Below are 20,438 nucleotides of genomic sequence, written 5' to 3' on the forward strand. Positions count from 1 at the left end.
GAAATAGGCCTCACGCTTCGTTTTGTCACGACCCTTACCAGATCTTTACGCGCTGATCCGGAGCCAGATAGAGCTTGTCGCCCTCTTTCACGCCGAATGCATCATACCAGGCGTCGATGTTATGCGCTGGCATGTTCACGCGCGTTACGGCTGGAGCATGCTCGTTGGACAGCATCTGCTGACGGAGCGCATCCGGACGATCCTTCTCACGCCAGACCTGCGCCCAGCCCAGGAAGACGCGCTGATCGCCCGTCAGACCGTGGACCTTGGTTTCCGGCTTGCCATGCAGGGAGTCATGATACGCCTGCAGACCAAGATTCAGACCGCCGGAATCCGCGATATTCTCGCCCATCGTCATCTTGCCGTTCACATGCGTGCCCGGCAAAGGCTCCTGTGCGTCATACTGTGCGCCCAGACGATCTGCGAGCTTCTGGAACGCATCCGAAGACGCCTTGCTCCACCAGTCGTTCAAACGACCATGCTCATCGTAATGACGGCCCTGATCATCAAAGCCATGGCTCATTTCGTGACCAATCACGCCGCCGATGGCACCATAGTTCACAGCCATATCGCCCTTCGGATCGAAGAACGGCGGCTGAAGAATGGCTGCCGGGAAGACGATTTCGTTCATCGTCGGGTCGTTGTAGGCATTTACCGTCTGCGGCGTCATGCCCCATTCGTCACGATCCACCGGCTTGTCGAGCTTGTTCAGCTCATGCTGCCAGTTAAACGCAGCACCACGCACGGCATTGCCGTACACATCACCCTTGCGAACGACGAGGTTGCTGTAGTCCCACCACTTCTTCGGATAACCAACCTGAATGGCGAAATGATCCAGCTTGTTAAGAGCAGCCTTGCGGGTCGGCTCGTCCATCCATGTGTTGTGCTCAAGGCGATCATGGAAGGAAGATTTCACTTCCTGCACCAAAGACGTGATCTGGGCCTGCGCGGACGGTGGGAAGTACCGAGCCACATAGATCTTGCCGATCGCCCAGCCCATGGCACCATTCGTCACACGGGTTGCACGTTTCCAGCGAGGGGACTGCTGCGCAACACCCGAGAGCGTCTTGCTGTTGAAATCAAATGAAGCGTCCGAAAAGTCGTGTGACAGATAGGTTGCTGCATTATCGGCGAGATGGAAGGCAAGCCAGGCCTGAAGAGTGCCGTAATCTGTGGCCTTCAGAACGCGGGCCATGGCCGCAATGCCTTCTGGCTCGCGCACGTCAACCTTGCGATCCGCCAGCCCTTCAGCCGGCAGACCCGCTGTGGTCAGGAACGCCGCCCAGTCAAAGTCCGGTGCAATCTTCTGAAGCTGGGACACTGGCATCGGGTTGTAGATCTTCAGCGGATCACGGGTCTGGTCACGAGGGACCTCAACCTTGGCTAGCGCCGTCTCCAGATCCACCACAGCCTGCGCATTCTTCGCAGCGTCCGGCCAACCTTCAAGCGTCAGCATCTTGGCGATATACGCCTGATAGGCCTTCTTCTTGTCGGCCAGTTTGGGGTCTGTGTAGTAGCTGATATCCGGCAGACCAAGACCGCCACTGACACCGATGCTCATGCCCTGATCGAGCATCAGCATGTAGTGTTCCGGGTCCTTCTGGTCCTGCTCGACGCCAATCTGGAACGTCGAGAACGCCATGGACTTCAGGGACGATCCAAAAGCTTCTGCAAGGCTCTTGGCGTCACTGACCTTACGGATCTTTTCCAGATCGGTCGCCAGCGGCTTGGCACCAAGCGCGTCTACAGCTTTCTGGTCCAGAAAGCTGGCGTAAAACGTGCCAATCTTGCCCATATCGTCAGACGGTTCTGCCGAGACGTGCTTCTGAGCTTCGCTCAGGATCGCCTTCTGACGCTCCATGGACAGCTCATAGAGAATACGGAACGGCCCGTAGCTGCTCATATCCCCTGGGATTTTCAGGTTCTTGAGATAGGTGCCGTTGGCATATTCGAAGAAGTTGTCGCCCGGCTTCACGCTTCGGTTCATGCCGGCTTCATCGAAGCCCCAGCCTGAATTGTAACCGGCAGCCTGCGCGCTGACAGATGTCAGACCCATGGCCAGCGCAAGTAAGCTCGCGCTCTGCGTCAGGCGACGTTTAACAGAAACTGTAGTCTTCACATTATGCCTCATGTTCTGGCGGTTGCCGTAGCATGAGGCATAAAAGATCACGTCGTCAAAAAGCCGTCCATACAGATCGAGATTTTTTGTTACTTTCCGCTTCTGCGGGAGGCCTTCCGGGCCTTTTCTGCCGGTGTCGACACAGCCAGCACATCATAGTCAAAAACCATGACCTTATCGAGATACGGGCCTGCAAACTCCTTAAACGCTTCATGTGCTGGGTCAAAGAAGGCCGGGTCCGTCACAACAGGCTTGCCCACATAGTAATTGCGATCGCCTTCAGAACGGAACGTCACAAGGAAAGCCTGCTGTAAACCGCCCTCAACGCCTTCGCCGCTGTTCTGAAAACCTGTCTCCAGGCTCACGACAACGGGGCGTCCATCCGGACGACGGCTGTCCTGCGCCAGATGCAGGAAGCGGGCGGCCACTTCGGCGCGCTGAGCAGGTGTCGCGTCCTTCTTGTACTTGAACATGACCATGTGACGCACCGTGCCAACATGCCAGTCCGCAGCCGTAAACTGGGCGTATCCGACCTGACGTGCCAGTTGCTGGCTCGCCACAGTTGCGACCGCAGGCGCGTCAGTCTTGATCGGGCCGGACGTTGCAATCGGGAGGGAGTATGGGTCCGCTTTTGCGGCGAACCCCTGAGACAGTCCGACCACGGACATCAGGGCTGCGGCCCCCCAGATGAAGCGGCGGGACAGAAGTGAACGGACGTCCATTCTCAAGCTCCAGTATTCAAGACAGAAAATGCGCTTCTTCATGCCATGAAAACGCATCTGCCGTCTTGTGAATTTCAGTAAGGTACTCTGTCTGTCAGGCCGCGATCTGCCGCTGGAATGCCCGCTTGCGCCACTGGATCAGGCGATAAACGCCATTGGCCGCAAGTTTCTGAAGCTTTGAGTGGGGCGTAAAGCCGATCGTCTTGAAGATCATGGCCGTCACACGGTCAATATGCTTCTGCTGATAGAACCCCATTGCCTTGGACATATAGGCCGCGATGCAGCGTTTGTGATCGTAGGGAACGTCCTCCCCTTCATTGGTCGTATGGTAAGCAGAGGCGAGTTCATCATCCTCGCTCTCCGTCACACGGCCCAGCGCAATACGGGTTCGCGCCCAGACGCTCAGCTTTTCACGCTTCAGGTAACGGTGCATATGGTCGTAAAATAGCTTGAAGTGCCTGTATTCGTCGGCGGCGATCTGTTTGCAGATGGCTTTCAAAAGCGGCTCATCCGTCGCATCCGCCAGAGCCGTATAGAATGAGGATGTTCCTGTCTCGACCATGCATCGCGCGATCAGTTCGCCTGTGCGGGACCCACGGATGGATGCGTCAACGTCTGCATCAATCTTGTAACTTGCCCTGTAGCGGTCAAAGGCTTCTTCATAGTCCCAAGTCGGGTCCGCCAGCATTGCCCAGCGACCCAGCGCATCACCATGCTGCACTTCTTCCACCGCCCAGTTGGCCGCGGCAGCACTGAAATCAGGATCGCCGACAAAGACCCGACGCAAATATTCCGCGTAGTCCAGACCGTTCTTTTCCACGACTGAAGCAGACTTCACCAGAGGAATGATATCCGGGTCCACGCGGGATGGATCAAAAGAATCCCAGTCCATCTGCTCGATACGCCAGTGTTTCATTGCTTTGCCTCGTCCGTTTTCCGGCTCATAATCATGACGATGAGATGACACGCCGGGGCCATTTTGGGTAGGTGTGACGCAACAACGTTGGAGAAAGCCCCGTGACGGCTCAGAAAATGACACAGCCAGACGTCCGCCACGACTGGACGCGCGCTGAGGTTGAAGCGCTGATCAACCTCCCCTTCCCGGACCTGATGTTCCGCGCCCAGGAACTGCACCGTCGTTATTTCGACCCCACAAAAGTGCAGATTTCCACGCTTCTTTCGATCAAGACGGGTGGCTGCCCGGAAGACTGCGCCTACTGTCCGCAGAGCGCACGCCACGAAAAAAGCGTGAAGGCCGAACGCCTGATGGCGCTCGACAAGGTCATGAAAGAAGCTCGTGCCGCCAAGGCAGCGGGTGCCGGCCGATTCTGCATGGGCGCAGCATGGCGCTCCCCGAAGGACCATGATCTCGATTCTGTTTGCGAGATGATCGAAGGCGTCAAATCCCTCGGCCTCGAAACCTGCGTCACGCTCGGGATGCTGGATTCCACGCAATCCCAGCGCCTCAAGGATGCCGGGCTGGACTATTACAACCACAATCTTGACACGTCCGAAGAGTTCTACGGCTCCATTATCTCGACCCGTACCTATCAGGAGCGTCTCGATACGCTGTCCAACGTGCGGGATGCGGGCATCAATGTCTGCTGTGGCGGTATTGTCGGTATGGGCGAAGACCTGTCTGACCGCGCTGGCCTGCTGATGACGCTCGCCAATCTGCCGAAGCATCCGGAAAGCGTGCCGATCAATCTGCTGGTGCGCGTCGAAGGTACACCTCTGGGGGACGCCGAAGCCGTCGACCCGATCACCTTCGTACGGATGATTGCCACGGCCCGGATCATGATGCCGCAAAGCCATGTCCGTCTTGCTGCTGGCCGTGAGAATATGACGGATGAAGCCCACGCCCTGTGCTTCCTGGCTGGTGCGAACTCCATCTTCTGCGGTGAAAAGCTTCTGACGACGCCGAACCCCGCAGAACACCGGGACCGTCAGCTTCTGTCGGCTCTGGGCATGACACCAATGGTGCAGTCCGAAGCGGAAATGGGCACGCTGCGCCCTGCCGTTCCGGACGTTGCTGCCTGCGAACCTGCTTTATCCTGAAAGCAGCAGGAGGTTGCCCGGTTTCCCGGCAACCTCCAACCAGTTGATCAGACCTTCAAACGGGCCGCAATATCAGCGATACGCTTGCCATAATGTTCAGCTGTGATCAGGTCACCTTTCTGAACACCATCAACGCCCGCATTTGCGGGAGAGCGCGCAAGCAGACCGACTGAACCGCCCAGATTATTCGGATCATCCGCTGTTGCTTCGAGAGTATTCGATGGTGGCATACCAAGGCTGACCCAGATCCCTCCATGCTGGGACGCAAGCGTCTGCAGGGTAATCAGTGTGACCTGCTTGTCTCCATTCGAGCTCGCCGAATTAGTAAAGCCGCCAAATACCTTGTCCTGCCATCCACGCGTGAACCAGATTTTGGACGTGGCATCAGCAAACTTCTTAAACTGCCAGCTCACATTGCCCATATAGGTGGGCGTACCAAAAATAATGGCATCTGCCGCATCGAGGGCTGCCCATTCTGCATCGGTAATTTCACCCTCCGCACTGATGGCCACCACCTGCGCCTCAGCGCCTTTTGCAACATGTTCGGCAACAACTTTCGTGTGCCCATATCCTGAATGATAGACGACCAAGACTTTCGACATTGTTTTGCCCTTTCACATAGCAAAAACACATTTTGATACGTGGTTTCTTTTTGATACCAACGCTCCAGTCGTGGTAGATCGTTCAGACATTCTGAAGCAAGAAGGCACTTTTTAGACACATGGTCACCTCCGAGAAACCTGCGTCACGCCCCCAGTCCCTTTGCTTTAACGTCTATGCCAAGGATTGCCCCACGCGGATGGTCCTGGATCGGCTGGGAGACAAATGGGCGCTCCTCGTCCTTGACCGACTTCAGAATGATGTTGTGCGTTTCAACGCGCTCAAACGGGATATTCATGGGATTTCCCAGAAAGTCCTGTCAAAGGTTCTGAAAAATCTTGAGCGGGATGGACTGATTTTACGAACAGCCTATCCGACGGTGCCTGTGACAGTGGAGTACAGCCTCAAACCACTGGGAACGACGTTGATAGAGGCAGTCTCCAGCCTGACTCACTGGGCCGAAACGCACATGTCAGAAATCCAGGCTGCCCAGCACCTCTACGACGCATCAAAAGGCTGATCATTCCTGGAGATCTTCCCGCCTCTCCCAGATCGTACTTTATTTTTCTCTTGGCGCGGCTGCCGTTCTTTCCTAAACCCTCGCCCTTCGCGAATTCGGGACGGGACGGGACCAGCCAGCATGACGACGCATTCTTCCACAGCGCCAAAAATTCGCGTCGGCATCGACTTCGGCACGACGAACAGCGTTGTGGTGATTGCAGACGAGCGGGGCAATACGCAGCCTGCCGTCTTCAACTTCATTGACAGCCCGTCTTCCGAAACCTGTCGAACCCTGCTCTGCCTCTGGCTCGATCAGGATGGGAAAAAGCGCGTTCTTCAGGACGCCATTGGGCTCGATGCGATCGAAGCCTATCTGGACGATCCGGCGGAAAGCCGCCTCATCATGTCCATGAAGACCTATCTCGCGCAGGGTTCCTTCCGCGAAACCCGCGTCTTTTCCACCACCATGACGCTTCAGAACCTGATTGCCCGGTTTCTTCGCTCCCTTATGGACAAGGCAGGAATCAGCCCGGATCAGGTCAGCGCCACTATTGGTCGCCCCGTGCGTTTTGCCGGTGAACTTGCAGACGACGAACTGGGTGTAAAACGTCTCAAGGAGAGCTTCGTCGAAGCTGGCTTTGCCGAACCGAATGTCGTGCTTGAACCGGAAGGTGCGGGATGGCGCTTCATGCAGCGTCTCGATGCCCCCGCGACTGTTCTGGTGGGAGACTTTGGGGGCGGAACCAGTGACTTCTCAGTCATGCGCTTCGACCCACACGGTTCTCCCCGCACAGTCACGCTTGGCCATTCAGGCGTTGGCATTGCGGGAGACCAGTTCGACTTCCGCATCATTGATAATGTCATCGCCCCGGCCCTCGGACGCGACACGACCTACCGCGTCATGGGTGGGCAGCCCCTTCCCGTTCCGATCGAATGGTATGCGAGCCTGGGCCGCTGGCACCGCCTGTCCCTGATGCGCACGCCACAGACCCTCCGCAGTATCGAGGATGTCGCAAAGACAGCGTCAGACCCGCAGAAGCTCCGCAATCTGCTACGTCTGATCGAAGATCAGGAAGGGCAGAACCTCTACCGGGCCATCGGTCAGGCCAAGACCGAACTTTCCCGGCAGGACAGCACCGTTCTGCGCTTTGCGCACAAAGATCTTAAAATCGAGCAGACAATCACACGCGCCGATTTCGAAAGCTGGATCAGCCCGGATCTGGATAAGCTGGCCGCCGCTATTGATGACGCACTCGAGCGAACTGGCCTGGGAACAGCCGGGATCGACCGCGTCTTCTTAACGGGCGGAACCTCCTTCGTGCCGGCCGTACGTCAACTGTTTATTGATCGCTTCGGGGCAGAACGCGTCGACGGAGGCTCGGAGTTCGTCTCCGTTGCCGAAGGCCTGACACTCATTGAAGTAGAAGCAAGCGCCACGGCCTAAAGGCTACAAAACGGCCTGCCTCTGTTACGATCAGCGAGCAGTGGCAGCGCGGACACTCGTGGTGGAGACCGTGATGGACGCTTTCTCCACATGCCCGGTTTCCTGAACACTGCGGCTCGACAATTCCTGCTGGCGCAAGGCTGCGGCAGTACTCGTATCTCCCTGTGCCTCGGCGGCCTGAGCCGCCACGAGAAGGGCGCGCCGCATCCCCTCATAATCCTGCGCATCCCGTCTTTTCTGCGTGAGGGACATGGCCTGATCCAATGCAAGTGCGGGCGCATGATTGAGGAGTGCCAGACGGGCCGCGAGATCCTGATGATCCAACATCGCGGCAGTCTCTTTCGAAGGCGCCAATAATGCTTCCATCCGCGCCAACTGTGTTGTGTCCCCCTCATCGGCCGCGCCCAGACCAGCCAGATAAGCCGCCCGGTTCCGGACCTGCACATCCGGTGATTGAAGCGCAACCAGAGCCGACGCCTCCGATCCCGTCAGATCATGTTGCCGGTATAGGGCTGCACTTCTGACAAGCTCCAGATCACTGGTCTGGCTATACTGACGAAGTTTCAGAGCTTTTTCCGTCCGATCCAAAGCCGCCAAGGCGTCCGCAGGCTTGTTTTCCTCCAGCAACGCAGTGGCGAGATTGAACCCCGCATCATGAATCTGAGCAGCATCATCCCGGATCAGGGCACGATCCATGGCGGTTCGATACTGAATTTCGGACTGATCGGGATGACCAAGCTCGAAAGCGCTCCGACCGGTTTCCATCGCATTTTCATAACCCTGATCCGGATCAGGGCCTTTGCTGACTGAGGAACATCCGGCCATCAACAAACACAGAACCATCATGCGCTTCATGGTCGAACGGCCTCTGCTGGCAGACGATGAGACGGCGTTTTCTGTGCACTTCCTCCGAGGAGCCACAGGCCCCGCAACTGATCTGTCAGCTTGCGCAGACTGTTTGCACTCGCTTCCGCCTGTGAAATCAAAGCCGGGATCTGGGCCGTAGCTGCGTTGGTATGGGCGATCGTTTCCTGAACCTGCGGCATGCTCTTTTTCAGTGTTGCAGACGCAGACCGGGCGTTTTCCATCGTGCCATCAGCCTTGGTCATGACCCCCCCAAGCTGCTTCTCGATCGGCGGAAGACGCGCAATGACCTCGTTCAGATTTTCCAACGCCTGATTGGCGCGCTGAAGCGTGTCATCCTTGGACAGAAGACCGCCGACAGTGCCCTTGCCTGCCCGCATATCCGTCAGCATGTCGTTGACCTGCTTGGTGATGGCCTGAACGCTGTCCATGGCAGGGACCAGCTTGTTCCGAACATCTGTGACAGTCTGGGTGATAACGTCTGCCGGGTTGGCTTCTACCGTTGCGTTCAGGACGGCATAGCCCCAGTCCATGTCCTCGCCTTTCCCTCGTCCCAGCTCGATATAGCTTGCACCAGCGACAACAAAACGGTGTCGGATGACGGCGGAACTGTCCTGCTTGATGAAGGGGACAAACTGCGGTTCGATATAGCCTTCTGCGTACATGCGCCCTGTGCTGTTCAGATCCAGATGACGGATCTCACCCGCATGAACGCCCATAATTTCGATATCATCGCCAATCGCGAGGCCAGCAACGCCTGTTTCTGGCAAAACGAAATGGATCTTTTTTTCCGGCGTCAGCCACTGCTTGAGGAAACCAGCTTCCGCAACGGCAACAGCAAAAAGAATGATGGTCGCAAGAACAAGCAGCCCAACCCACTCATCCGCATAGCGGTTCTGGAAAAGCGGGCGGGCAGTGTCGGGGCGGCGTACGCGAAACATCAAGACCCTCGCATCGAAAACAGTCCATCATCGTAAAGACGCAGGCGTATGCTCGCATCCGTTTCATAGGCCCGCCAACTGGTGTCATCCGGTGCGAGCCAGACAACCGCACAACCACGATCCCGCGCATCGGTCAGAGCCGACAGAAAAGCGTTCAGAAGGGGGGGATTGGCGTCCCCCATCGGGTTTTCAAGCAACAGCAGGGACGGCTCCCCCAGGAAGGCCCGCACACAGTCCGCACGGCAGCGATCCAGTGGAGATAACTTCCCCGGAGAGACGACAGGCAGTCCGGGCAGACCAAACTGCATACCGAGTTGAACAGCCCGCTGCATCAGGTGCTCTTCGGGCACACGGGTATGATACAACTGCGGCCAGAGAATGTTCATGTGCGTGCCGTACAGATCGATCCAGCCACCATTGGCGACCATCCGGCCGATACGCCCCCGAAGGGCAGCGGCCCGGCGCTCATCCAGATCGCTCCATTCGAGACCCATGCACCGGACCAGTCCGTCTTCCAGATCAACCAGGCCAACGCACATATCCGCAAACAGACTGGCCTGCTGCATATCGCGGCATTCAATCAGGGCACAGTCCCCGGGATTCAGGCGCAGATTGTAGCGCACGGAAGCCAGCCCACTTCCATCAAAACGGGGACGCGCATCCACCAGTTCGAGAACCGGATCAAGAATGGTCAGTTCAGTGACGGGTGCTTTGCTTTCGTCTGCCATATCAATCCAGCCAGACGCTCAGAACGACGTTGATCGTCATGATGGACAGAATGCCGCGTGCAAAACCGCGCGGCAAAAGAGAGGCGAGATCATCTTCCGTTGTGGCGTCCATGCCGGACAGGCAGGAGCACACACCGACAGCAAACCCGCTGAAAACGAACTTTGCCGGAATAGCGAAGTAATCCACCGGGTGCATACTGCTCACGACCTGATCCAGAAAAGCCCAGACCGGCATGGTAATAACGTCTTCCACCCGGCAGACAGCATATCCCACCAACAGGGCTGTTAAACTGAAGATGATCCCCAGCGTAAAGCCACTGATGGTCATCGCAAGACTTCGGGGCAGCAGAAAGGCCACGAACGGGTCAATACCCATCCCTGTCAGTACCCGCATCTGACCACCCGTTGTGAGTGTTCCCAGTTCCGTCAGCATCAACATCCCGGACCGCCCCAGCAGGATAACGCCCACAAGAACCGGCGCAATTTCACGGACCATGACGGTTGAGAGAATGGAGCCGGTCATCTGCGCCATACCAGCAAAGCCCAGCCAGTAAACCGCCTGAGCCACAATCCCGAACCCGGTCAGGGCCGCAGTGACCAGAACGCTCAGCAACCCGCCGCCGGTCGCCTGCTGGAGCGAATGCCAGAACTCTATTCGAACGGTTCTACGCCAGGATGTCGGTGACAGCCCAAGCCGCAACACTCCCCACGCAGCCCCGATGACCATAAGCGTAAAGCGCATCTGGGCACGCGTAACCCGTCCCAGAGAAGCAAGTGCATTCTGAATTCGGGAAATACGCTCAAAGCGACTTCTCATCGCCGCCCCGCCAGAATAAAGCTACGCGTTACACCGCTATTGGGCAGATAAAACATCCCGCGTGCGCGAAAAAGAAAATGCTCCCGAAGCTGGAGATAAGCCTGCTCGGAAACCTGAATTGTTCCCGCATCCGGTGCACTCGCAGCCAGCAACTCGGCAACATTGATGGCTTCACCCCACAGATTGAAAACGGCAGGATCACGGCCCAGCATGGCCGCCATTACAGGCCCGACGTCAATGCCCACGCGGAAGACCGGATCAATATCCACCGACGCCAGAAGCGACAGACACGCCTCACGGATAGAGACTGCCGCATCTGCAAGGCGCAATACGGCATTCAGGTCCGGCTCTTGTGAGCAACCGCCCACCAGCACGAGACGGTTGCTGACAACCTGTACGGAAAAAAGCCCCGTCTCCCGTGAAATACGCTGGATATCCTCACTGAGCGACGACACCACTTTCATCGCTCGCTCGGCGCTATGACGATCCATGGCATAAGGGTCTGCAAATGCAATGACCATGACAGGCACCTGCGGATAAATCCCGCTGGGCACAGCTTCATCCTGAACACCGGATGCTGGCGGCAGAAGAAATCCTTCGTCGTAACGCGTATCTTGCAGTTGATGGGTTACGCCTGGGCGGGCATCGGTCTGATGATCGCTCTGATCCAGAGCCTGCGAAAAGCGCAAAGCTACAACCGACGAAACAATCGCTACGATATGTTCCATCGCATCCGCTCTGGAGGGATTTTCCAGCACGATGGCACCCACAGCCTGATGACCACGCGTAACAGGATGAAACACCAGCGATGTGGCTTCAACGGACCTCATGATGATGCGCTGGAAATTCTGGCTGCGCTCATCCTGTCGCGCGTCGTCAATGGACAGGGAATGTCCTTCAAACAAGGCTTCAAACAGCAGGGCATTTTCACGTTTCGTAATCTCGATGCCCGTACTGTGAACATCCCGGACAGGATCAAAAGCATCCTCACAGAGCAGCCGCTCTCCATCAGGGAGCAGTCGCCACAGACTGGCACGACGCGAATTTGTGCGAGCGGCCAGGGCTTCCGTCAGGATCGGGACATCGTGAGACGCTTCGAACAGATCCGGCGTGCTGGCAATCTCGTAAAGCGAAGCATTTTCCGCGCGCATCTGCTCACGACCGATTTCAATGCGCCTGCGAAGGCGTTCAATACGGCGCCCCTGAATGATCAGCCCCAAAGCCAGCAAGGATGCAAGCCCGACGACCAGCGCTGAAAACCACATGTTCTGCCGACGCGCTGTAATGGCAAAGTCCGAGAAATCGTTCTCCGGAGCATTCAGCAACAATACCCATCGGCGATGCACGAACGGCAACGCTGTCGCAATGGTGACGTAATTTTTTCCTCGCGCCGCCACAAGGCCCGGACCGGGACCTCTCACTTTGAAGGTATTCAGGGCGCGGATGAAAACCGGCTGCGTCTTCGGGTCCAGATGCATATTGGCAGGATCAAAGGTCGGCTGCGTTCCGTCATCACCCGCTGTCTGACCGGCGATGATCTGACCATGCATATCGACAATGACAGCCTTCCCGCTTCGCCCGACCTGAAGGTTACTCAGGAAGGAGGTCAGTCGATTGAGGGCAATGTTGGTTGCAAAAACAGCCTGATGGCCGTCGCTCGTCTGGAAGGCCATGGAGGCCGTAATGGTGAATTCCCGAGCGGCCAGATAGGCATAGGGATCTGTCCAGTAGAGGGCCCCTTCTCCGCGCCCGATCCGCTTGATGGCTCCACGGAACCATGGTCGAACCGTAACATCATATCCTTCCGCCGGATCAAATCCTGTCCCGATGGGTTTGCCGCTCTGGTCAACGTAAGTGTGACGATAGACACCATGGCCATTTTCGATCTGGAAATGGGTCTGCTCGTAATCCTTGCCGTGCCGGGTAACCATCCAGAACTGCTTCTGGTCACTGGCCAGATAGAAACTGTCGACCTGCGGCATGTGCGCCAGCATGGAGCGTCCATAGAGCATGAAGGCATCTGGCGAAGCATCCGTGAGCGGCTCATGAAACATATCCTGCGCGATGGCAGCACTGTCTGAAGCAGGAGAAAGATAATTCCTGACTTCTTCCGTCACATATTTCTGCTGGCTTCGCAGCAGATCGCTGGACAGGGAGATCGCTCCCTGACGGGTGGTCCGGTAATTGTGAAGGCTAATGGTAATAATTGCCGCAATAACAAGCAGAACGCCAATAATTGGACCGAGAAACTGCAGGACCTTCTGCCGGCTACTGGCAGGACTCCGCGTAGGGTCAACAATCTCAGCGGCTGACAAGGGCTTTTACTCCGGGATGATGGATACTCTGATGTTATTCCCAACATTCAGTAACATGCCAATATCTCTTGCTCCATGATGGATCGCAACCCGCCTGACGGGTGACAAACGCATGAGACCATAAAATTTTTACTTTTCGGCAATAAAATTTCGTCAATTCCTGACCCTGTACAGAAAGACTATAATCCGTATCATACCGGTCCAGTTTCGCTGCGTCCCATGTGCCACTCAAGGCCTTCCCCGAGCGTGTCACCCTTCAAGAACTCCGGTGCTTCTCCATGCTTGATCTGCTGTCCTACCGTTCCGTTCTGGCCTTCACAGGGGCTGATCGCCTTTCCTTCCTGCAAGGATTGATCACGAATGACGTCCAGCTTCTGACATCTGACACGGCTCTTTGGAGTGCACTTTTGACGCCGCAGGGGCGGTGGCTGAGCGAGTTTTTCCTGTTCAGTACGCCAGACAGCATTCTGATGGATTGCCCGTCGGATCACGCCGACATGCTGGTTAAAAAGCTGTCCCGCTTCCGCCTGCGCGCTGACGTTAAAATCGAAGCAACGGATTTTCAGGTCATCGTCGGACAGAACAGTCCGGCTCCGGTAGATGCCATTTGTGCAGCGAACGATCCACGCTGTGACGGTGCAGGGTGGCGGGCCGTGGTACAGCAAACCCCGACAGAGGCAGGACATGGAGGCATCTGGTTAAAAAAACGGCTTGAAAAAGGCCTCCCGGAAGCTGTCGACTTTGAGAGCGAAAAGACGCTGGCTCTTGAGGCCAATATGGATCTTCTGCACGGTGTATCGTGGAAAAAGGGTTGCTACATGGGTCAGGAATTGACGGCCCGGACGCATTATCGTGGGCTTTTACGCCGTCGCCTCCTGCCCGTTCAGATCCAGGATGGGGCTTTTCCTGAAGCAGGCGGGACGCTCGTTACGGGCGACAAGGAGGTCGGAGAACTACGCTCCCGTCAGGGATCGCGCGCCTTGGCTATGCTACGCCGTGAAGCATGGTCGTCTCCGGACCTTGCTTTTGAAGGCAAACAGGTCTCCGTTGTGTGGCCTGACTGGTTCCCTCTGGAGATGCGTTCGTGACCTACACCTCGCCTGCCCCCGCCGTCGTTGATGATATTATCAGCCAGACGAAGTTCGATGCGAATGGCCTGATTTCCGCTATCGCGCAGGACACGAGGGGCGTTATCCTGATGCTTGCATGGATGAACGCAGATGCCCTGCGGGAAACGCTGCTGACAGGCCGCGTCTGCTACTGGTCCCGTAGCCGTCAGTCCCTGTGGCGGAAGGGAGAAACGTCAGGCCAGCAACAGCATCTTCTGGAAGCCCGACTGGACTGTGATATGGACGCAGTTCTGATGATCGTGGATCAGACCGGCGTGGCTTGCCATACGGGCCGTAGAAGCTGCTTTTATCATGGGGTCACCCCGGACGGGCTGCGTGACACCTCGCAGCCCGAAATCAGCGCCGAAGAACTTTACGGACGCTGATCCGTCACGGCCGCCTGTGCTCCAGAGAGCGGCCAGCCCGGCATCATAAATGTTGCCGGGCAGTTATCCTGCACCTGCGGAGATGACCGATAAGACCCATTGGCCGGGAAGGCCGAGAGCTTCTGCGGATCGAGTGTAAACCAGAGCTGCGTCAGAACGACTTTCCCATCATGATCGAGTTCGCACTGGAACTGGAGCGCCCGACCTTCCCGCACACCGGTCAGTTGTACGAACATCGCCAGCATGTCGTCTTTCTTCACCTGAAAACCGCTATGCTGCGCCAGCCATTGCCCGTAGGCGGATGACGCAAAACGATCCCGCAACTGCATGGATGTGACGAAGAACTGGTCTGCATCATATCCAAAGCAGCGGGCGTGCTTGGTATATTCATGCACATGCAGCGGATGCTTCAGATGGGGAACCACGTTCGCAAGGGCATTTTCCGTCGCAGGCTGGAGCTTGGGCGGTGTGTCATCGTGATCGTAGATGTCACACCCCTTCATCCACCACTGCTGAACCGGGACATTCTGCGCTTCAAGGGCATGCGGCTCGGACGCCCAGAGGCCATGCAAACCAATCAGATGACTATGCGGCTGAGTGGCCATACAACCCCCGCCACTTGCGCAGAATCCTGGCTGCCAGGTCAGGGCCAGCGTGTCGTGACTAAAATCCGTATGCGTGACGGGTGTCAGGGATGGGCCTACAGGTGCCTGTGAAGAAACGCATCCTCCGAGAACAAGGAGGGCAGCGACAACCAGGCGCTTCATGCCTTCAGTCCTTTGGCGTGATGGATCAGATGATCGGCGATGAAGGTCTGGATGAACCAGTAGGAGTGATCGTAAACGTCGTGATGGCGCATTTCGAGCGCCTGCCCGCTTTCCTTGGCCGCTTCGACGAGAGCATCCGCCCGCAGATCGGAGAGGTACTGGTCCTGCAATCCCTGATCCACGAGAATTGTAGACGGGTGCTTATGGCCGTTCCGCAACAGCAGTGTGGGGTCACAGTCGCGCCATTTCGACGGGTCTCCGCCGAAGTAGGCATCAAAGGCCTTCTGCCCCCACGGGATCACACTTGGATGACAAATCGGGGCAAAGGCGGAAACTGTTTTCCAGAACTCGGGATAACGAAGCGCCTGAACGAGCGTGCCCATGCCACCCATGGAATGGCCCATGATGCCCCGACGGTCCCCATCCAGCGGGAACAGCTTTTCCGTCAGAGCGGGCAATTCCCGATGGATATAGCTCTCCATTCGGTAATGTCGGCTCCATGGTTCAGACGTGGCATCCACATAGAACCCCGCTCCTGAACCAAGGTCATATGCGTCGTCTTCGCCTGGAGTGCCTGTATCACGAGGTGAGGTATCCGGAGCAACCAGAGCAATACCATGCTCCGCGGCGAAACGAACGGCATTGGATTTGATGAGGAACGTCTCATGATTGCAGGTCAGACCGGCGAGCACATGAATGACCGGAACCTTCTGTCCGGCCAACGCCTCTTTAGGCAGAAAGATCGAGAACGTGGCAGGCACGCCCAGCACGTCTGACTGATGTTTCAGAACACGCAGGGAGCCGCCACAACAGGCATGTTGAGATAATGTCTCAATCGACATGCTCAGAACTCCACAACGCTGCGAATACTTTCGCCACGCGCCATCAGATCAAAACCGTGATTGATTTCGGAAAGCTTGAGTTTGTGGGTGATGAGGGAATCAATGTCGATCCGCCCGTCCATGTACCAGTCTACAATTTTCGGGACATCGGTACGGCCCCGCGCACCACCAAAAGCAGACCCAATCCAGCGACGACCGGTCACAAGCTGGAATGGGCGGGTGCTGATTTCCTGTCCGGCTCCTGCAACGCCAATGACGCAGGACACACCCCAGCCACGATGTGCACTTTCCAGAGCCTGGCGCATGAGCGTGACATTCCCCACACATTCGAACGTATAGTCTGCGCCGCCACCAGTCATTTCAATCAGATGACCAACCAGATCACCATTCGGACCCAGATCTTTCGGATTCACGAAGTCTGTCATGCCGAACTGACGCGCCATGGCTTCTCGAGCAGGGTTGACGTCCACGCCGATGATACGGGTTGCGCCTACCATTTTTGCGCCCTGGATCACGTTCAGGCCAATCCCGCCAAGACCAAAAACCGCCACGGTTGACCCCGGTTCGACCTGCGCCGTGAACATCACAGCACCAATGCCCGTCGTCACGCCGCAGCCGATATAGCAGACTTTGTCAAAAGGGGCGTCCGAACGGATCTTCGCCAGTGAGATTTCTGGCAGAACCGTAAAGTTCGCGAAGGTAGAGCACCCCATATAGTGATGGATTGGCTGCCCCTTGTAAGAAAAACGTGATGTGCCATCCGGCATGACACCCTTGCCCTGCGTGGAGCGGATGGACGTACACAGATTCGTTTTGCGAGACAGGCAGGATGGACATTCCCGACATTCCGGCGTGTAAAGCGGGATCACATGATCTCCCGGCTTCAGATGCTTCACACCTGGCCCGACTTCGTGAACAATCCCGGCACCCTCGTGCCCCAGAATAGCAGGAAACAGCCCTTCAGGATCCTGCCCCGACAACGTGTACTTGTCAGTATGACACAGACCTGTCGCCTTGATTTCGACCAGAACCTCGCCTTCCTTTGGCCCTTCGAGCTGAACGGTATCGATTTCGAGCGGCTTGCCCGCTTCAAACGCGATTGCTGCAATGACGTCCATGTGCACTGACTCCCTGATGCGTTGCGACAAGGTGTCGCATTCGGGAAACCGGACGCAAGAGGCGCGTTATGCTTTCCTGTAGCCTCGTGAAACAAAGCTGTTGTGCGGGAAAGTTTCTTTCCCGTTTTGACTGGCAAAACTGCGCAAAACATCAGAAATCTTTTGGTGTTGGCCGGTCATACTTTTCACGGTTAGTTTCAGAGGTCATATCGCATTCAGGCAAGGAGCCTTCTGCTTGATCGTCAATCGCCAACACGGCCTGGCTATTCTCTTCAGAGAATCCCTGCCACCTATCCTTCTGCTGGCCCTCTGGGATCTTGTAGTCGTTATCCTTTTCCAGATTTACCATCAGGAATGGATGGACCAGCCTGCCCTCCCCATTTCCCTGATGGGCTCTGCGCTGGCCATCTTTCTTGGCATGCGTAACAACGCTGCCTATGCACGCTGGTGGGAAGGGCGAACCCTCTGGGGTTCGATCACCAACAACTGCCGGTCCTTTGGCCGTGAAGCGGCGTCCCTGCTGGGCGGTCGCCCCGATCTTGCACGGTATATGGCTGCCTACCCGCACGTCCTGCGAGCAGCACTGCGGGGAGATTCAACCGGTGAGGAAGTCGAAAGACTGCTCCCGGCTGACGTGCGCAGCAAGATCTTTGCCTGTTCCAACACAGCGAACGCCCTGCTTTACGAAATCGGCCTTGGCGTACAGCAGGAAGTGGAACTCAAGGGTATTGACGGTGCCGTTCATGGCACGGTGGATCGTATTCTTTCGGATATTGCCAACGCACAGGGCGGTCTTGAGCGTATCCGTAACACACCGCTTCCGGTGCAGTATTCCGTCATTCCTGAACTGGCCACGCATCTGTTCTGCATCATTCTGCCCCTTTCAGCCGTTCAGACACTGGGCTGGATCACGCCGCTTGGCTCCAGTGTGATCGGTCTGCTGTTCCAGATGCTGGATCGCAGCGGCCGCGACCTTCAGGAACCGTTCATCGCCAGCGTCCATGCCTTGCCAATGCACACCATGGCCCGGACCATTGAGCGGGATCTTCTGCAACCCATTGGAGAGCCTGCGCCCGCTCCCATCCAGCCCAAACACGGGGTGCAGGCATGATTCAGATCGGATAATGCAGGACAGGAGGGGGTTTTTCTGGTATTGTCCACAGCTATGAACACCTTCAAGACCCCCCCGAAGGGCGGCATGACCGACGAAATGGCTCGTGCCGCAGCCAAGAATACCGCCCGTCAGACCGATCCCGAGCACGGTTCAGATCCGTTCAGCGAGGGTGACTCCATCGTTTACGCAGCGCATGGCGTAGGCCGGGTGGACAAGATCGGTATGGTCGAAGTGGCCGATACCATGATCGAGATGATCCAGATCTCGTTCCCTGGCAACCAGATGACCCTGCGCATCCCGCTGGCCAAGGCCCGTAAAGCGGGTCTGCGTAAAATCGTAACGCGTGACATCGTCGACAAGGCGATGACAGTCATCAAGGGCAAGCCGCATGTCAGCAAAGGCATGTGGGCTCGCCGTGCTGTCGCTTATCAGGAAAAGATCAACTCAGGTGATCTGATCCAGATTGCGGAAGTCCTGCGTGATCTGCGCCGCAACGTGGACAGCCTCGATGGCAGCTTCTCCGAACGCAAACTGTTTGAAGCTGCACAGGAGCGCTTTGTGGCTGAAGTGGCTGTTCTTGAAAACACGGACCCTACCACCGTTCTCGAGAACCTGACCAAGACCATGAAGGCCGCCTGAGCCTTCCCCAATTCTGCGATGTTTTCCTTTAATTATGAAAACATCGCAGTTTGAAAAGCATCCTTCCCCTTTCTTCCGCGTTGGCGACACGGAAAGCTCTTTCAGGATGCTTTACTCCATCATTCAAAATCCCTGACGTTCAAGGAGAGGTGAGGACCTATGCCCGCCCCTTACAGCAATCGTTTCGCCGAAAAAAAAGTACTCGTTACGGGTGCGTCCCAAGGTATTGGTGAGGCCACAGCCCTTCGTTTTGCAGAAGAAGGCGCTCAGGTCGCACTGAATGGCCGCAAGGAAGACAAGCTGATTGCTGTCCGCGACAAGCTTCCAAAGGTTTCCGGCGGCGAACACCCGATCGCCACGGGTGACATTTCTAAGGAAGAAGACGTCCGCCGCCTGATGCGCGAGAGCATTGAAGCCATGGGTGGACTAGATATTCTGGTCTGCAACGCTGGTTACCAGATCCCGTCTCCGTCTGAAGACATCAAGCTGGAAGACTTTGAAGGCGTGATGGCCGTCAATGTGACGGGTGTGATGCTACCGTGTCGCGAAGCGATCAAGTACTGGCTCGAAAACGGTATCAAGGGTGCAATCATTGTGAACTCTTCCGTTCACCAGATCATCCCGAAGCCTCACTATCTCGGCTATTCCGCCTCCAAGGGCGCTGTGGGCAACATCGTCCGCACACTGGCGTTGGAATATGCAAGCCGCGGCATCCGTGTAAATGCAGTCGCGCCAGGGGCCATCGTAACGCCAATCAACATGTCGTGGATCAATGATCCGGAGCAGTATAAAGCCGTTTCCGATCACATCCCGATGAAGCGTCCGGGTGAGAGTCGCGAAATTGCTGATGCCGTCACGTTTCTTGCCGCCGAAGACAGCACCTATATTACGGGTCAGACCCTCTATGTGGATGGTGGTCTGACGTTGTATGGTGACTTTGAAAAGAACTGGTCCTCGTAATCCATGACACCTTCCCTCACTGTTCTCATCATCGAAGATGATTTTCTGATCCGAACCTGTCTTGTAGAGTTCCTGCAGGATAGCGGACTGGACGTGAGGGAAGCTGGAACATGCGCAGAGGCTGTCGCCTGCCTCACGTCAGAGCCTCGTCTTGATGCGCTGGTGGCAGATATGGCGCTTCCTGATGGCGATGGCATGAGCCTAAGCCATCAGGCCCGCAAGCGCTGGCCGGATCTTCCGGTCATTTACATCAGTGGTCATGGTGATCTTCGCCGGAACGAAACATCCGGAGATCCAGCGCGGGACCGGTTCATCTCCAAACCTTATTCGCTCGCTGCCATTCTGAAAGCTCTTCAGGAGATGGCAGAGCCGGTTTCCGGTTAGGAACCGCTAC

Annotated in this window: 21 protein-coding genes; 9 read left to right on the forward strand and 12 right to left on the reverse strand. The window is 56.6% G+C overall.

Features of this window, described 5'->3' with window-relative positions:
- Window positions 1-34: 34 nt before the first annotated feature.
- The 3 genes from AC3B6F_RS11595 to AC3B6F_RS11605 form a co-directional block, all read right to left on the reverse strand.
- Entirely contained in the window at window positions 35-2,194 is a 2,160-nt protein-coding gene (locus AC3B6F_RS11595) for a M13 family metallopeptidase (protein ID WP_489824519.1), read from the reverse strand.
- 14 nt (window positions 2,195-2,208) lie between these two features.
- Complete coding sequence (locus AC3B6F_RS11600) at window positions 2,209-2,841, reverse strand: Dabb family protein (RefSeq protein WP_211567305.1); 633 nt, start codon at window positions 2,839-2,841, stop codon at window positions 2,209-2,211.
- A 94-nt stretch (window positions 2,842-2,935) separates the two neighbouring features.
- The gene (locus AC3B6F_RS11605; RefSeq protein WP_062502667.1) at window positions 2,936-3,757 is read right to left on the reverse strand and encodes an acyl-ACP desaturase; all 822 of its coding nucleotides are present in this window, start codon (window positions 3,755-3,757) and stop codon (window positions 2,936-2,938) included.
- 116 nt (window positions 3,758-3,873) lie between these two features.
- Between AC3B6F_RS11605 and bioB the strand changes: the two genes are divergently transcribed.
- Window positions 3,874-4,899: a biotin synthase BioB gene (bioB, locus tag AC3B6F_RS11610; protein WP_211567846.1), complete on the forward strand. Its 1,026-nt coding sequence runs from the start codon at window positions 3,874-3,876 to the stop codon at window positions 4,897-4,899.
- Between the two features lie 47 nt (window positions 4,900-4,946).
- Here the strand turns inward: bioB and AC3B6F_RS11615 are convergent, their stop codons facing one another.
- Window positions 4,947-5,501: a flavodoxin family protein gene (locus tag AC3B6F_RS11615; RefSeq protein WP_489824468.1), complete on the reverse strand. Its 555-nt coding sequence runs from the start codon at window positions 5,499-5,501 to the stop codon at window positions 4,947-4,949.
- A 119-nt stretch (window positions 5,502-5,620) separates the two neighbouring features.
- Between AC3B6F_RS11615 and AC3B6F_RS11620 the strand changes: the two genes are divergently transcribed.
- Both AC3B6F_RS11620 and AC3B6F_RS11625 read left to right on the forward strand, forming a co-directional pair.
- Window positions 5,621-6,019: a winged helix-turn-helix transcriptional regulator gene (locus AC3B6F_RS11620; RefSeq protein ID WP_489824469.1), complete on the forward strand. Its 399-nt coding sequence runs from the start codon at window positions 5,621-5,623 to the stop codon at window positions 6,017-6,019.
- A gap of 120 nt (window positions 6,020-6,139) precedes the next feature.
- Window positions 6,140-7,444, forward strand: coding sequence for an Hsp70 family protein (locus AC3B6F_RS11625; RefSeq protein ID WP_489824470.1), 1,305 nt, complete (start codon window positions 6,140-6,142; stop codon window positions 7,442-7,444).
- Between the two features lie 30 nt (window positions 7,445-7,474).
- Here the strand turns inward: AC3B6F_RS11625 and AC3B6F_RS11630 are convergent, their stop codons facing one another.
- The 5 genes from AC3B6F_RS11630 to AC3B6F_RS11650 are packed head-to-tail and all read right to left on the reverse strand — an operon-like array spanning window position 7,475 to window position 13,109.
- The gene (locus AC3B6F_RS11630) at window positions 7,475-8,299 is read right to left on the reverse strand and encodes a hypothetical protein (protein WP_489824471.1); all 825 of its coding nucleotides are present in this window, start codon (window positions 8,297-8,299) and stop codon (window positions 7,475-7,477) included.
- The gene (locus AC3B6F_RS11635) at window positions 8,296-9,249 is read right to left on the reverse strand and encodes an MlaD family protein (RefSeq protein WP_489824472.1); all 954 of its coding nucleotides are present in this window, start codon (window positions 9,247-9,249) and stop codon (window positions 8,296-8,298) included. Before AC3B6F_RS11635 ends, AC3B6F_RS11630 begins: the two co-directional genes overlap by 4 nt.
- Window positions 9,249-9,977 carry a P-loop NTPase family protein gene (locus tag AC3B6F_RS11640; protein ID WP_415514691.1) on the reverse strand — a complete coding sequence of 243 codons (729 nt, stop codon included), beginning with the start codon at window positions 9,975-9,977 and terminating at the stop codon, window positions 9,249-9,251. Before AC3B6F_RS11640 ends, AC3B6F_RS11635 begins: the two co-directional genes overlap by 1 nt.
- A 1-nt stretch (window position 9,978) precedes the next feature.
- Window positions 9,979-10,794: an MlaE family ABC transporter permease gene (locus AC3B6F_RS11645; RefSeq protein ID WP_489824473.1), complete on the reverse strand. Its 816-nt coding sequence runs from the start codon at window positions 10,792-10,794 to the stop codon at window positions 9,979-9,981.
- Window positions 10,791-13,109 carry an adenylate/guanylate cyclase domain-containing protein gene (locus AC3B6F_RS11650; RefSeq protein WP_489824474.1) on the reverse strand — a complete coding sequence of 773 codons (2,319 nt, stop codon included), beginning with the start codon at window positions 13,107-13,109 and terminating at the stop codon, window positions 10,791-10,793. The genes AC3B6F_RS11645 and AC3B6F_RS11650 overlap by 4 nt, the downstream gene beginning before the upstream one ends.
- Before the next feature lie 278 nt (window positions 13,110-13,387).
- On the opposite strand from AC3B6F_RS11650, the gene ygfZ reads away from it, so the two are divergent.
- Both ygfZ and hisI read left to right on the forward strand, forming a co-directional pair.
- Complete coding sequence (ygfZ, locus tag AC3B6F_RS11655) at window positions 13,388-14,197, forward strand: CAF17-like 4Fe-4S cluster assembly/insertion protein YgfZ (protein WP_489824475.1); 810 nt, start codon at window positions 13,388-13,390, stop codon at window positions 14,195-14,197.
- Window positions 14,194-14,604: a phosphoribosyl-AMP cyclohydrolase gene (gene hisI / locus AC3B6F_RS11660; protein WP_489824476.1), complete on the forward strand. Its 411-nt coding sequence runs from the start codon at window positions 14,194-14,196 to the stop codon at window positions 14,602-14,604. Before ygfZ ends, hisI begins: the two co-directional genes overlap by 4 nt.
- On the opposite strand, the gene AC3B6F_RS11665 is transcribed toward hisI, so the two are convergent.
- From AC3B6F_RS11665 to AC3B6F_RS11675, 3 genes are read right to left on the reverse strand one after another with little or no spacing between them, the layout of a single operon-like run.
- Window positions 14,592-15,371, reverse strand: coding sequence for a ribonuclease T2 family protein (locus tag AC3B6F_RS11665; RefSeq protein WP_489824477.1), 780 nt, complete (start codon window positions 15,369-15,371; stop codon window positions 14,592-14,594). The two genes, hisI and AC3B6F_RS11665, sit on opposite strands and share 13 nt — an antisense overlap.
- Window positions 15,368-16,213 (reverse strand): S-formylglutathione hydrolase, encoded by an 846-nt coding sequence (gene fghA, locus AC3B6F_RS11670; RefSeq protein ID WP_426066056.1) that lies wholly within the window; start codon window positions 16,211-16,213, stop codon window positions 15,368-15,370. Before fghA ends, AC3B6F_RS11665 begins: the two co-directional genes overlap by 4 nt.
- 2 nt (window positions 16,214-16,215) lie before the next feature.
- Entirely contained in the window at window positions 16,216-17,331 is a 1,116-nt protein-coding gene (locus tag AC3B6F_RS11675) for an S-(hydroxymethyl)glutathione dehydrogenase/class III alcohol dehydrogenase (RefSeq protein WP_489824478.1), read from the reverse strand.
- A 235-nt stretch (window positions 17,332-17,566) separates the two neighbouring features.
- On the opposite strand from AC3B6F_RS11675, the gene AC3B6F_RS11680 reads away from it, so the two are divergent.
- The 4 genes from AC3B6F_RS11680 to AC3B6F_RS11695 all read left to right on the forward strand — a co-directional run bounded on the left by AC3B6F_RS11680 (window position 17,567) and on the right by AC3B6F_RS11695 (window position 20,428).
- Window positions 17,567-18,442, forward strand: a complete 876-nt coding sequence (locus AC3B6F_RS11680) for a bestrophin family protein (RefSeq protein ID WP_023945445.1) — start codon at window positions 17,567-17,569, stop codon at window positions 18,440-18,442.
- Window positions 18,443-18,496: 54 nt separating this feature from the next.
- Complete coding sequence (locus AC3B6F_RS11685; protein ID WP_489824479.1) at window positions 18,497-19,084, forward strand: CarD family transcriptional regulator; 588 nt, start codon at window positions 18,497-18,499, stop codon at window positions 19,082-19,084.
- A gap of 159 nt (window positions 19,085-19,243) precedes the next feature.
- On the forward strand, window positions 19,244-20,044 hold the full coding sequence (locus AC3B6F_RS11690; protein WP_489824480.1) for an SDR family NAD(P)-dependent oxidoreductase: 801 nt from the start codon (window positions 19,244-19,246) through the stop codon (window positions 20,042-20,044).
- A 3-nt stretch (window positions 20,045-20,047) separates the two neighbouring features.
- Window positions 20,048-20,428 carry a response regulator gene (locus tag AC3B6F_RS11695; RefSeq protein ID WP_023945439.1) on the forward strand — a complete coding sequence of 127 codons (381 nt, stop codon included), beginning with the start codon at window positions 20,048-20,050 and terminating at the stop codon, window positions 20,426-20,428.
- Window positions 20,429-20,438: the final 10 nt, after the last annotated feature.

The organism is Gluconobacter sp. ESL1110, from assembly GCF_058107395.1.

Excerpts from the sequence above, each read along its gene's own strand:
- AC3B6F_RS11600 (WP_211567305.1), bottom strand. The coding sequence starts at position 2,841 with ATGGACGTCCGTTCACTTCTGTCCCGCCGCTTCATCTGGGGGGCCGCA.
- AC3B6F_RS11605 (WP_062502667.1), bottom strand. The coding sequence starts at position 3,757 with ATGAAACACTGGCGTATCGAGCAGATGGACTGGGATTCTTTTGATCCA.
- bioB (WP_211567846.1), top strand. The coding sequence starts at position 3,874 with ATGACACAGCCAGACGTCCGCCACGACTGGACGCGCGCTGAGGTTGAA.
- AC3B6F_RS11615 (WP_489824468.1), bottom strand. The coding sequence starts at position 5,501 with ATGTCGAAAGTCTTGGTCGTCTATCATTCAGGATATGGGCACACGAAA.
- AC3B6F_RS11620 (WP_489824469.1), top strand. The coding sequence starts at position 5,621 with ATGGTCACCTCCGAGAAACCTGCGTCACGCCCCCAGTCCCTTTGCTTT.
- AC3B6F_RS11625 (WP_489824470.1), top strand. The coding sequence starts at position 6,140 with ATGACGACGCATTCTTCCACAGCGCCAAAAATTCGCGTCGGCATCGAC.
- AC3B6F_RS11630 (WP_489824471.1), bottom strand. The coding sequence starts at position 8,299 with ATGAAGCGCATGATGGTTCTGTGTTTGTTGATGGCCGGATGTTCCTCA.
- AC3B6F_RS11635 (WP_489824472.1), bottom strand. The coding sequence starts at position 9,249 with ATGTTTCGCGTACGCCGCCCCGACACTGCCCGCCCGCTTTTCCAGAAC.
- AC3B6F_RS11640 (WP_415514691.1), bottom strand. The coding sequence starts at position 9,977 with ATGGCAGACGAAAGCAAAGCACCCGTCACTGAACTGACCATTCTTGAT.
- AC3B6F_RS11645 (WP_489824473.1), bottom strand. The coding sequence starts at position 10,794 with ATGAGAAGTCGCTTTGAGCGTATTTCCCGAATTCAGAATGCACTTGCT.
- ygfZ (WP_489824475.1), top strand. The coding sequence starts at position 13,388 with ATGCTTGATCTGCTGTCCTACCGTTCCGTTCTGGCCTTCACAGGGGCT.
- AC3B6F_RS11665 (WP_489824477.1), bottom strand. The coding sequence starts at position 15,371 with ATGAAGCGCCTGGTTGTCGCTGCCCTCCTTGTTCTCGGAGGATGCGTT.
- fghA (WP_426066056.1), bottom strand. The coding sequence starts at position 16,213 with ATGTCGATTGAGACATTATCTCAACATGCCTGTTGTGGCGGCTCCCTG.
- AC3B6F_RS11675 (WP_489824478.1), bottom strand. The coding sequence starts at position 17,331 with ATGGACGTCATTGCAGCAATCGCGTTTGAAGCGGGCAAGCCGCTCGAA.
- AC3B6F_RS11685 (WP_489824479.1), top strand. The coding sequence starts at position 18,497 with ATGAACACCTTCAAGACCCCCCCGAAGGGCGGCATGACCGACGAAATG.
- AC3B6F_RS11690 (WP_489824480.1), top strand. The coding sequence starts at position 19,244 with ATGCCCGCCCCTTACAGCAATCGTTTCGCCGAAAAAAAAGTACTCGTT.
- AC3B6F_RS11695 (WP_023945439.1), top strand. The coding sequence starts at position 20,048 with ATGACACCTTCCCTCACTGTTCTCATCATCGAAGATGATTTTCTGATC.